The 12,182-nt window shown below is 42.6% G+C and carries 9 protein-coding genes; 5 read left to right on the forward strand and 4 right to left on the reverse strand.

The annotated features are described in order from the left end of the window. Window positions 1-199: 199 nt before the first annotated feature. Complete coding sequence (locus ABU615_RS03105) at window positions 200-685, forward strand: YbhB/YbcL family Raf kinase inhibitor-like protein (protein ID WP_370389192.1); 486 nt, start codon at window positions 200-202, stop codon at window positions 683-685. An 80-nt stretch (window positions 686-765) separates the two neighbouring features. Here the strand turns inward: ABU615_RS03105 and rbfA are convergent, their stop codons facing one another. From rbfA to rimP, 4 genes are all read right to left on the reverse strand, one after another. Beyond that, entirely contained in the window at window positions 766-1,137 is a 372-nt protein-coding gene (gene rbfA, locus ABU615_RS03110) for a 30S ribosome-binding factor RbfA (protein WP_100141364.1), read from the reverse strand. Between the two features lie 81 nt (window positions 1,138-1,218). Further along, window positions 1,219-4,161 carry a translation initiation factor IF-2 gene (gene infB / locus ABU615_RS03115; protein ID WP_370389193.1) on the reverse strand — a complete coding sequence of 981 codons (2,943 nt, stop codon included), beginning with the start codon at window positions 4,159-4,161 and terminating at the stop codon, window positions 1,219-1,221. A gap of 10 nt (window positions 4,162-4,171) precedes the next feature. Continuing rightward, complete coding sequence (nusA, locus tag ABU615_RS03120) at window positions 4,172-5,659, reverse strand: transcription termination factor NusA (protein WP_100141305.1); 1,488 nt, start codon at window positions 5,657-5,659, stop codon at window positions 4,172-4,174. Between the two features lie 47 nt (window positions 5,660-5,706). Then, window positions 5,707-6,189, reverse strand: a complete 483-nt coding sequence (rimP, locus tag ABU615_RS03125) for a ribosome maturation factor RimP (protein ID WP_367487616.1) — start codon at window positions 6,187-6,189, stop codon at window positions 5,707-5,709. 432 nt (window positions 6,190-6,621) lie between these two features. On the opposite strand from rimP, the gene ABU615_RS03130 reads away from it, so the two are divergent. The 4 genes from ABU615_RS03130 to ABU615_RS03145 all read left to right on the forward strand — a co-directional run bounded on the left by ABU615_RS03130 (window position 6,622) and on the right by ABU615_RS03145 (window position 11,767). Further along, a complete protein-coding gene (locus ABU615_RS03130; protein ID WP_370389194.1) occupies window positions 6,622-8,493 on the forward strand; it encodes a potassium transporter Kup in 1,872 nt (623 codons plus the stop codon). 33 nt (window positions 8,494-8,526) lie between these two features. Next, window positions 8,527-9,567 (forward strand): N-acetyl-gamma-glutamyl-phosphate reductase, encoded by a 1,041-nt coding sequence (argC, locus tag ABU615_RS03135; RefSeq protein ID WP_370389195.1) that lies wholly within the window; start codon window positions 8,527-8,529, stop codon window positions 9,565-9,567. A 53-nt stretch (window positions 9,568-9,620) separates the two neighbouring features. Continuing rightward, the gene (erpA, locus tag ABU615_RS03140; RefSeq protein WP_100141308.1) at window positions 9,621-9,968 is read left to right on the forward strand and encodes an iron-sulfur cluster insertion protein ErpA; all 348 of its coding nucleotides are present in this window, start codon (window positions 9,621-9,623) and stop codon (window positions 9,966-9,968) included. A 278-nt stretch (window positions 9,969-10,246) separates the two neighbouring features. Further along, window positions 10,247-11,767, forward strand: coding sequence for a catalase (locus ABU615_RS03145; RefSeq protein ID WP_100157124.1), 1,521 nt, complete (start codon window positions 10,247-10,249; stop codon window positions 11,765-11,767). The last annotated feature ends 415 nt before the right edge of the window (window positions 11,768-12,182 follow it).

Raw genomic sequence — 12,182 nt, forward strand, 5'->3', positions numbered from 1 at the left:
AATCACCGCGCCCTACACATGCAAAAAATTTCTCAACCACATCCTCTGAATAATAAACATTATGCCTTCCTGCATAAATACAATACATATAAATATATCCGTAACTTAAACCTCAACATTCACAGCAAAATTGACTTGACGCAGCACATATCGCAAAATTAAACATTCATTAACACTATTAATTGATTGAGAGGAAATCATGACCCAAAATTTTATTTTAACCAGTTCCGAATTTAAAAATGGCGATACCGTTGATTCCTCCTATCAAAGTGACCGAGATAATCAGTCGCCAGCATTAGCATGGCAGAATGCACCGGCCGGAACCAAAAGTTTTGCAATTCAATGTCATGATCCGGATGCACCAACTGGAGGTGCAGGCTGGTGGCACTGGATGGCAGTCAATCTTCCTAAAGACGTAACCGAATTACAACGTAATGCCGGAGCAGCAGATGGGCAAAATCTTCCCTTAGGTGCACAGCAACTACGTAATGACACAGGAACCCTGGGTTATTCAGGATTCTACCCACCGGAAGGCACTCCGCCCCATCGTTATATTTTTACCGTTTATGCTTTAGATACCAATAAAATTGATTTGCCGACGGATGTAACAACCAGCCATGCAGGTTTTATAATCAACAGCCATGCTATTGCTCAAGCTTCGATTACTATTTACTACGGTCGATAATTAATTCAATAATATTAATTTATCACCAAATATAAAAAAGGTTGGCCTTCAAAGACCAACCTTTTATTCATAATTTTTCTTCAATCTTCTATGGGTTTTTCTTTTGCTACCGTATCTATCAGATGCGAAATACTCATACCCCGTTCAAGAGAATCGTCATAAATAAACGTCAATTCAGGTGTTCGGAAAAGAGTAATTCGCCGCGCCAGTTCACTGCGCAAATAGCCTCTAGCATGTTCTAAAGCTTCTTCAGTAACAGCACGTGTAGCATCATCCAGCACCGTATAATAAATAGTAGCGTGGCTATAATCACGAGTTACTTCAACTTCATTAATCGTAATAAAACCGGCTCTCGGGTCTTTCAGACCCACACGTACCAAATTGGCCAACTCACGCATAATTTGCTCTTTGACACGATCCTGACGTGCATAACCGCGTTGTGGTTTGCGCATAATCATTCCTTTCTGTGAACAGGCAAAGAATACAGGCAGCCCAAAATATCCTTTTAGGCTGCCTGTTACTGCTCATTATCTTCAAAGTTTACGGGCAACCTCAACCACTTCAAATGCTTCCAGCTGATCACCTTCCATAATGTCATTATAGTTTTTCAGCATCAAACCACATTCAAAGCCCTGCCGTACTTCTTTAACGTCGTCTTTGAAACGTTTCAATGAAGCCAGTTCGCCAGTATGAACAACCACATTATTACGAATCAAGCGTACATGCGAGTCGCGCTTAATTAAACCATCCGTAACCATACAACCAGCAATATTGCCTACCTTAGATACCGTAATAACCTGACGGATTTCTACCGTACCGATTACATTTTCTTTCTGCTCAGGTGCCAACATGCCACTCAAAGCAGCTTTCACATCATCAATAGCATCATAGATAATGTTGTAATAGCGGATTTCAATACCTTCATGCTCAGCCAGCTTGCGTGCAGTAGCATCAGCACGGACATTAAAGCCAATAATCACAGCACCGGATGCAATCGCCAAATTAACATCAGATTCGCTTACACCACCTACACCACTATGCAATACATCTACACGTACTTCATCAGTAGATAGTTTACGCAAGCTTCCAGCCAAAGCCTCATACGAACCCTGTACATCGGCTTTAATGATAATCGGCAGACTTTGTGCCTGATTTTCACCCATGTTATTAAACATGTTTTCCAGTTTGGCTGCCTGTTGCTTGGCTAAGCGTACATCGCGGTATTTACCCTGACGGAACAATGCAATTTCGCGAGCTCTTTTCTCATCTGCCAGTACGATGAAATCTTCACCTGCATTAGGCACATCAGATAATCCCAGAATTTCAACTGGAATGGATGGGCCGGCAGCAGCAATAGTTTTGCCATTCTCATCCACCATAGCACGTACACGACCGAAAGTTGTACCGGCCAGCACCACATCGCCTTTGTGCAGAGTACCACTTTGTACCAGCAAAGTTGCCACAGCACCACGACCTTTATCCAGCCGTGATTCAACAACAATACCTTTAGCAGCAGCATCAACCGGTGCTTTCAGTTCCAGCACATCCGCTTCGAGTAGTACTGCTTCCAGTAAAGCGTCAATATTCGTACCCTGCTTGGCAGAAACATCGATGAACTGTACATCACCACCCCATGAATCCGGTACCACCTCATGTGCCGTTAGTTCTTGGCGAATACGTTCCGGATTAGCGCCTTCTTTATCAATCTTGTTTACAGCCACAACCAAAGGTACTTTGGCTGCTTTAGCATGAGCAATCGCTTCTATCGTCTGCGGCATTACACCGTCATCGGCAGCCACAACTAGAATAACAATATCAGTAGCCTGAGCACCACGAGCACGCATAGCCGTAAATGCTTCATGCCCCGGAGTATCCAAGAAGGTAATCACACCACGAGGCGTTTCAACATGATATGCACCGATGTGCTGAGTAATACCACCGGCCTCACCCTGTACCACACGGGCACGGCGAATATAATCCAATAAAGAAGTTTTACCATGGTCTACGTGACCCATTACTGTCACCACCGGTGGACGTGGCAATGCTTCAGCTTCAGTAACAGTCGTATCCTCATCCAGAAATGCTTCAGGATCATCTGCTGCCGCAGCCTTACCGATATGACCCATTTCTTCTACCACAATCAGGGCGGTCTCCTGATCCAATGACTGATTAATGGTCACCATCATACCCATCTTCATCAGGGTCTTAATCACTTCAGCTGCTTTAACGGCCATTTTATGAGCCAGCTCCGCCGCCGTGATGGTTTCCGGTACCAGCACTTCATGTACTACCGGTTCTGTAGGTGCTTGGAATGCATGCTGATTCGGCTCTAGTTTAAGCTGTTTCTTACCACCTTTTTTACCACCACGTCTACGGCTGTCTTCGCCATTACCCATATCTGTTCCGCGACGGTTTTTACCTCCGCGAGCAGATTTATTTTTAGGCATATCATCTTCACGCTGATGACGTTGCTCATCTTTTTTGCGCCGTGAACCTGAATCAGTCCCGCTATCCGCAGCTTTGACAGAAGCACTGCTAACCGATTTCTTCTCAGTCGGTTTGGCTGAACGTACTTCTGCAGATTTCTGCTCGCTGGCGGCTTTACTTTGTTCCATAGCTTGTTGCTTGGCCGCTTCTCGGCGCGCCTGACGCTCTTGCTTCTGTTTCAGCAGCATTTCACGCTGTTCTCGTAAAGCCTCTGCTCGACGTGCTTCTTCATCGCGTTGAGCTTGCTCTTCCGGACTAATAATCGGTTTGGCTGCTTCGGCCACCAAAGCAGCCAAATCCACTTTCTTCGCATTATTACGATTACGATTGCGTTTGGATTTGTGCTGCTCATTTTTATCTGCTGCTTTTTTATCAGCAGAAACTTCTGCCTTAGGAGCTACCACTTCAACCTGCTGTTGTTTAACTTCTTGTTGTTTCACTTCCTGTTGTTTCACTTCCTGTTTTACCACTTCTGTCTGCACAGCCTCCGCTTTAGGTTTTTGTTCGGTTTTACTGGCCGTGGCTGCTGCTTTCAAACGCGCCGCCTCTGCAGCTGCGGCAGCAGCAGATTCTTCTCTGCGTTTTGCTTCAGCCTGCTCTTCAGCGGCTTTTTTCGCCTGTAGCTCAGCTTCAGTATCTACCTTAACTGGTTCTGTTTCATGTTTAACAGGTGCCTGCTTTTCTTCAGACAAACTGACCTGCTGTTCTTCAGGTGGCACTACAATGCGGCGGCGACGACGGGTTTCAACCTGTACCCCACCTACCGTACTCTTTTCGGCCTGCTTCTTACGATTCAGTGTGATGGTACTGGCAGACTGACTACCATTAGACTGCTTTAAATAAACCAGCAATTGTTTCTTATCTTCAGCAGTCAGTTTATCTGACGCTGTCTGTTTATGTACTCCTGCTTCGGCCAGCTGTGTCAACAGTCTAGTAGTAGACATATGTAGCTCCGAGGCAAATTGTTCTACAGTTATTTGATTACTCATTCGCGTACCCTCATACTTCGTCAAACCAGTGGGCGCGTGCAGCCATCACCACTTTCTTGGCGGTTTCCTCATCAATGCCAGTAATTTCAATCAGTTCGTCAACTGATAGCTCAGCCAGATCATCACGGGTTTTAATTCCCTCATTAGCCAAATCATGCAGCATCTCCTGATCGACACCCTCAAGATTTTTCAGGTCTTCATCCATGCGTTCCAGCTGCTCTTCAGAGGCAATGGCCAGAGTCAGAATCGCATCACGAGCACGGTTACGCAACTCTTCAACTGTACTTTCATCAAAACCTTCAATTTCCAGCATTTCCTGAACAGGCACGTAAGCCACTTCTTCCAGACTAGTAAATCCTTCTTGAACTAGTACTTCGGCCACATTTTCATCAACACCAAGATTGTTTATAAAGAGTTCACGTATAGCCTTATCTTCAGCTTCGTGGCGTTCCTGCGCCTCTTCCACAGTCATAATATTCAATTGCCAGCCAGTCAGTTCTGCGGCAAGGCGTACATTTTGACCACCACGACCAATCGCCAGTGCCAACTGGTCTTCAGCCACAATCACATCTACAGAATGGTGATCTTCATCAATCAGAATGCGCGTAACCTCAGCCGGACTTAATGCATTAATCACAAATTGAGCGGTTTCAGGTGACCACAACACCACATCTATACGTTCACCAGCCAGCTCCTCAGTAACCGCATTCACACGAGAACCACGAACACCGATACAGGTGCCTTGCGGATCAATGCGGGCATCATTTGATTTCACCGCTATTTTGGCGCGTAAGCCAGGATCACGAGTGACTTCTTTAATTTCTAGCAGACCGTCCTCAATTTCGGGCACTTCCATTTCAAACAGTTTCAGCAAAAATTCACGTGAAATACGCGTCAGGATAACCTGATTGCGATTGCCGATCTGGTCGACACGTAAAAACAGAGCTCTTACACGGTCTCCATTTCGAAAATTTTCCCGAGGAATCATCTGATCACGCGGCAGCAATGCTTCCAATCGTCCGATTTCCACAATAGCACCATGCCGTTCCATACGTTTAATCGTACCAAGAACCAGATTATCTTTGCGTTGTAAGAATTCATTTAAAATCTGTTCGCGTTCTGCATCACGAATGCGCTGCAGAATAACCTGCTTAGCGGTCTGGGCACCAATCCGGCCAAATTCAACATTCTCAATTGGCTCTTCATAATATTCACCAATTTGGAGCGTTGTATCCGGAATTTCTTCCTGTATTTCTTCAATTGTTTTCTGAATATCCGGATACGTATAATCCTCATCTGCCACAATCAGCCAGCGGCGAAAACTGCGGTAATCGCCAGTATTGCGATCAATCACTACCCGCACATCCATATTTTCACGCTCGGTTTTTTTCTTAGCTGCACTGGCCAGAGCAAACTCCAGTGCACTAAATACTACTTCTGTATCAACGTTTTTCTCACTTGCCAAAGCTTCGGCCAGTAGTAAAATTTCACGACTCATTTAATTCTCCTTGCAAGCCTGCGCTTACAACAATATGAAAATTTAATTTAAAAATCAAACTCTGGCTTTAAACGTGCTTTGTCAACATTCTGCCATTCAATACATACCGTTTTACCGGCTGCAACCGCTGCACGTTTGGCCCTGCGTATCTCATTCGCCTCTTCCAGCGTAATACTAATCAAACCATTATCATCAATACCATTGATGCGACCGATAAAATTTTTCTGGCCATCAATCGGCAAACGGGTTTTAATCTTAGCCAGTTGTCCTGCAAAACGTGCAAAATCAGCAGGCTTAGTCAGCGGACGATCCAAACCAGGACTGGAAATTTCCAGACGCTGATAATCAACATCTTCCACCGCCAATACACGACTTAAGTGGTTGCTAATAGCTACACAATCATCCAGAGAAATGCCGCCTTCAGCTTTATCAATAAAGACCCGTAAATCTCCTTGCGAAGTCAGCTCATAATTCACCAACTCATAGCCCAGACCTGGCAAAGTTTTTTCCAAAATGCCCTGAATATCCATCTGTGCTCCGTAAAAACAAAAAAATGGCCTCAGGGCCATTTCTCAATAATTCGAAAAATTTCTTTATTTTAACTCATTGTTGAAAAAAAAGAAACCACCTGCCATTATTTTGATTGCCCATATAATGCGATAAAACTAGACATATCAATCAATTGTATCGGTTCTTATATTCTTATAACTTCTTAAAAGTCCGATCATAAAAAACTTTTAGCTTAACCCTTGGTTTTATTACAACAATACTTGCCACTACCTTAACTTAAACTGGCTGAAACCTGCATATTTACCAAAAATAAGCACTCATTGCACACCAAGAGCACACATCAATGTCTAATAAACAAAAAAATCTATAAAAACCCAGTCTTAAGGGATTGGCTAAACCCCATGTTAAGACTAAACTGCTCCCCCTGTTAAACACATCAATAGGGTAAATAAATGCGTATACAGTTTTCTGCCAATACGACAATGACACTTGCAGCATTGGGTATTGTCTACGGCGATATTGGCACCAGCCCTCTGTATGCCTTAAAAGAAAGCTTTCGCGCATCTTCCTTAGCGCCCATTGAAGCAAATATATTAGGTTTTGTTTCTCTTATTCTCTGGTCATTGCTGCTAATAGTCACCTTGAAATATGTACTTTTTATTTTGCGAGCTGACAACAATGGTGAAGGTGGAGTGGTAGTCCTTATGCAACAGGCTATGCGGCATCTAAAAGGGAAACCAGTCTGGATTGCCATGATGATGGGGCTTACCGGCACAGCATTATTTTACGGCGATGCCATGATTACGCCTGCTGTTTCTGTACTTTCTGCTGCTGAAGGCCTGACCGTCATCAATGAAAGCTTTCGGCCGTACGTAATGCCGATAGCACTGGCAATTCTATTCGGATTATTTCTGATACAAAAAAAGGGCACTCATAAAATCGGCAAATTGTTTGGCCCTGTTATGCTTGTTTGGTTTAGTGCCATCGGCTTGATAGGTCTCTATCAGATAGTACAGGCACCAAGAGTAATATTGGCATTCAATCCCTACTATGGCATCAAATTTGCCATTGATCATGGCTGGGATGGCTTTATCGGATTGGGTTGTGTTGTATTAGCTGTAACTGGTGCTGAAGCTTTATATGCCGACATGGGGCATTTTGGTCGCCAGCCCATTCAAACAGCATGGATTAAAATAGTGTTGCCAAGCCTGATAGTCAATTACCTGGGACAGGGAGCATTGATTATGCATAACCCAACGGCAATTAACAATCCTTTCTATTTGAGTGCTCCACACTGGTTATTAATCCCATTAATCATACTTGCTACCTTCGCAACCATTATTGCCAGTCAAGCTGTTATAGCTGGTGCCTATTCTCTCACTCGTCAGGCCATTCAGCTTGGATTCGCACCACGCATGAACATCATCCATACCAATAATGAAGAAATTGGTCAGATATATCTGCCATTAGTCAACTGGTTATTACTAACCGCCGTTACCTTAGTAGTGTTGGCTTTTCACGATTCTGAACATTTAGCCTCAGCCTACGGCATCGCCGTTACCGGAACCATGGTCATTACCTCATGCCTGTTTTGTGTTGTCATGATTAAAAACTGGCACTGGCCTATACCCATTGCAGTAATGCTTACCTTATTGTTCCTTTGCTTTGATCTGGTTTTTTTCAGCAGCAATCTATTGAAACTTATTCATGGAGGCTGGTTTCCCGTAATGGTAGCTTTGATTGTCGTTACTCTTTTTTCAACCTGGCGCCGTGGACAATGGCAATTGCATCAGGCACAGCAGAGCAAAGAATTTTCACTTGATAACTTTGTCGAAAATCTACATGACTACCCACCACAGATAGTTACAGGTAATGCCGTATTTATGGTATCAGATCCATTCAGCGTACCTCGCGCATTACTTCATAACCTTAAACATAATAAAGTCTTACATAGCTACAATGTCTTACTCAGTATCAAAACCAAAGAAATACCTTATATCGCCGATAATGAACGCATTGCCATGAAGCAAATAGGGCCACGTTTTACCCGCGTAATTGCAAATTACGGATTTCAGGAAACCGCCAACATTAGCCACATTCTGTCATTGATGGACGAACAAGGCATCACACTTGATACCATGGATACATCGTTTTTTCTTTCTCATGACAGCATCGTCGTAGCTGCTCGAACCAAACATGGCAATATGGGACGCTTACGCGCCCGCATATTTAAATGGCTATATAAAAACAGCGCAACAGCTACAAACTACTACCATATCCCTGCTAACCGTGTAGTCGAACTGGGCGCTCAAGTAGTCATTTAACCAACATACCCGTTACCAAAACAGGAAAAATTTATGAGTATTAAAATTGGTATTGTCGGTGCTACAGGATACACAGGTGTAGAATTACTGCGCCTTCTTGCCCACCACCCCGAAGCAGAAATCATTGCCGTTACCAGCCGAAGTGAAGCAGGAATAAAATTAAGTGAATACTTTCCCAGTCTGCGTGGGCAGTACGATGATCTGGTGTTTCAACATCCAGAACAAGCCTGTTTAAAGGATTGTGACGTCGTTTTTTTTGCTACTCCCAATGGCATAGCTATGCAGGAAGCACCACCTTTACTGGCACAAGGTGTAAAAGTTATTGACCTATCAGCGGATTACCGCATCAAAGATGTTTCTCTGTGGCAACAATGGTATCCATTTACTCATAGTAGCCCAGAATGGGTTGCGAAAGCTGTATATGGTCTGTGCGAACTAAACCGCAGAACCATCGCCAATGCACAATTAGTAGCGAACCCAGGCTGTTATCCGACCTGCGTCAGCCTGCCTTTAATCCCATTGCTGCAAAAGCAATGCCTGATTGATAATCAGCCAGTAATAGCAGACTGCAAATCTGGCGTTTCCGGTGCAGGGCGCAAAGCGAGCTCCAGCAATCTGTATGCTGAATGCAGCGATAATTTTAAGGCTTATGGCATCAGCGGCCATCGTCATTTACCCGAAATTAGACAAACCCTTAATCATCTACACCCCCAGATGGGAAACAATCTAGTTTTTGTTCCCCACCTCACCCCCTTGATTCGCGGCATGCATGCCACCATATATGTACAGGTAAAAAATGGTTACAATCCAGCCAAAATGATTGATGAATACTATTGTAACAGTCAGGTAGTAGACGTCATGCCAGTTGGCAGTACGCCGGAAACTCGGTCTGTTCGCGGAGCAAATCTTTGTAGAATCAGCGTACAACAAGCTCCTGAAAATAACACATGGATAATTCTGTCGGTCATAGACAATCTAGTTAAAGGCGCAGCGGGACAAGCAGTTCAGAACATGAATATCATGTATGGGCTGGACGAAAGCTGTGGATTAACATTTGCTCCCCTATTGCCATAATAGCCGGCAGGATAGACAATCCAGTATGCACTTATCTTTTAAAAGGAATTACCATGTCAGAAACCGATATTGAAACACCCATTGTATTTACCGAAAGCTGCTGTACCAAAGTTAAAGATTTGATTGCTGAAGAAAATAACCCCGATCTTAAACTGCGGGTATTTGTAACTGGAGGAGGTTGTTCTGGTTTTCAGTATGGCTTTACGTTTGATGAAATCGTAAATGAAGACGATTTTGAAATTGAAAAAGACGGATTAACCTTTTTGATTGACCCAATGAGTTACCAATATCTTGTCGGAGCAGAAATTGATTACTCCGAAAGCCTGCATGGTTCGCAATTTGTCATCCGCAATCCCAATGCTACCACCACATGTGGCTGTGGTTCATCTTTTTCTGTTTAACCCTAAAACTTTAAAAGCAATTCAATTAAAATAAATCAAAATTAACTAAATTTAAAAAAACATCAACCAGCCAAAACAGGCTGGTTTATTTTTTAACTAAACAATGAACATTAAAATATAATTAAATTGACAAGTTTTAAAAAAATTTGTCATCTTCAATAAAATGTAAAATAACAAGTTATTTACATTAGAATTTTTATACCAAGCTTATAATAATCAAGGTGCCAGAGCAGTAAAGGCCTTTCTTACTTAATAATAAATTAATAAGGAGCTTTACCATGAACCATGATTTAAAAAAATGCCCAGTTACCCACCTGACCACCGATCAGGGTGCCCCGGTATCTGATAATCAGAACAGTCTCACCGCCGGTCCTCGTGGCCCATTATTGGCACAGGATCTGTGGCTAAATGAAAGACTGGCTAATTTCGTGCGCGAAGTCATTCCCGAACGACGAATGCATGCCAAAGGTTCTGGCGCATTTGGTACATTTACTGTCACACACGATATTACACAATATACATGTGCCAAATTGTTTAGTCAGATTGGCAAAAAGACCGAAATGTTTGTTCGCTTTTCAGAAGTAGCAGCTGAACGCGGCGGCGGCGATGCAGAAAGGGATATTCGAGGATTTGCCATGCGTTTCTACACCGAGCAAGGCAATTGGGACATAGTTGGTAATAACACACCGGTTTTTTTTCTGCGCGATCCCCGCAAATTTCCGGATTTAAACAAAGCAGTCAAACGTGACCCACGTACCAACCTGCGTAGCCCTACTTATAACTGGGACTATTGGACACTGCTTCCCGAAGCCTTTCATCAAGTCACTATTACTATGTCGGACAGAGGCATTCCAGCTAGTTATCGTCATATGCATGGTTTCGGTTCCCACACCTTCAGCTTTATCAATGCCAACAAAGAACGATTTTGGGTTAAGTTTCACTTCCGTACCCAACAAGGCATTAAAAATCTTACCGATGAAGAAGCTGCCAACATCATGGGACAGGATCGGGATAGTCATCAGAGAGATCTCTACAATGCTATAGAGAAAGGAGATTTTCCAAAATGGACTATGTACGTTCAAATCATGCCCGAAACTGATGCAGAAAAAGTACCTTATCACCCATTTGATTTATCCAAAGTTTGGCCACATGGCGATTATCCGCTTATCGAAGTAGGCGAATTCGAACTAAACCGTAATCCCGATAATTATTATCTTGATGTTGAACAAGCTGCTTTCGCCCCCAGCAATTTGGTTCCGGGCATAAGCGTTTCACCCGATAAAGTATTACAGGCTCGTTTATATAACTACGCAGATGCTGCTCGTTATCGCGTTGGCGTAAATCATCATCAGATACCAGTAAATAAAGCCCGTTGTCCCGTATTCAGCAATCATCGTGATGGCTTAACTCGAGTGGACGATAACTACGGTAGTCTGCCACATTACGAACCAAATAGTTTTCATCAGTGGCAAGAACAACCGGAATTCAGAGAACCACCATTAAAAATACACGGAGATGCAGACTTCTGGAATTTTCATGAAGACGATAATGATTATTTCAGTCAGCCGCGAGCTCTTTTTAATCTGATGAGTGATGCTCAAAAACAAGTATTGTTTGAAAATACCGCACGAGCTATGGGGGATGCACTTGATTTTATTAAATATCGCCACATCCGCAATTGCCATGCCTGCCATCCTGATTATGGCGCCGGTGTAGCCAAAGCCTTAGGCATGACCGTTGAAGATGCGCTGGCTGCGCGCAGCAGCGATCCAGCTCAAGGTTGCGCGGTTTTAATTTAATTATTCATGTCTATCAGAAATCCTTAAATATTTAAAACTAAGGATTTCTGATTTCTATTTTTGTTTTTAAATATTGTTTAAAACTTAAAATAAATCGATAGTCAAAATAACTGATGAAAAGAATAAATAATATCAGACAATTAAAAAGAAATATTCTAATATTTTATTAGTCTAATTTCCATGTTTTTTTTAGTAAATAGATGGCTGTTAAATAATAAATTATAAAATCTAGAAATCTAAATTGCCATAATCTGTATGTATTTATTATTTCAAGATATATCTATTATCATTTTCTTGTTTAGTTTCAATCATAGTGTTTTATTTTTAAACCTAGCAAGCCAAAAATATGTTATTAACCACATGAAAAATTTAATAATTTAAATTTTCGTTTTCCTTATTCATTATATCTTTTCCG

The sequence above is a fragment of the Snodgrassella alvi genome, from assembly GCF_040741455.2.
Classification (GTDB): Bacteria; Pseudomonadota; Gammaproteobacteria; order Burkholderiales; family Neisseriaceae; genus Snodgrassella; species Snodgrassella alvi_E.

Bases quoted from the DNA above. Each gene is read 5' to 3' on its own strand.
- ABU615_RS03105 (WP_370389192.1), top strand. From the start codon at position 200: ATGACCCAAAATTTTATTTTAACCAGTTCCGAATTTAAAAATGGCGAT.
- rbfA (WP_100141364.1), bottom strand. From the start codon at position 1,137: ATGCGCAAACCACAACGCGGTTATGCACGTCAGGATCGTGTCAAAGAG.
- infB (WP_370389193.1), bottom strand. From the start codon at position 4,161: ATGAGTAATCAAATAACTGTAGAACAATTTGCCTCGGAGCTACATATG.
- nusA (WP_100141305.1), bottom strand. From the start codon at position 5,659: ATGAGTCGTGAAATTTTACTACTGGCCGAAGCTTTGGCAAGTGAGAAA.
- rimP (WP_367487616.1), bottom strand. From the start codon at position 6,189: ATGGATATTCAGGGCATTTTGGAAAAAACTTTGCCAGGTCTGGGCTAT.
- ABU615_RS03130 (WP_370389194.1), top strand. From the start codon at position 6,622: ATGCGTATACAGTTTTCTGCCAATACGACAATGACACTTGCAGCATTG.
- argC (WP_370389195.1), top strand. From the start codon at position 8,527: ATGAGTATTAAAATTGGTATTGTCGGTGCTACAGGATACACAGGTGTA.
- erpA (WP_100141308.1), top strand. From the start codon at position 9,621: ATGTCAGAAACCGATATTGAAACACCCATTGTATTTACCGAAAGCTGC.
- ABU615_RS03145 (WP_100157124.1), top strand. From the start codon at position 10,247: ATGAACCATGATTTAAAAAAATGCCCAGTTACCCACCTGACCACCGAT.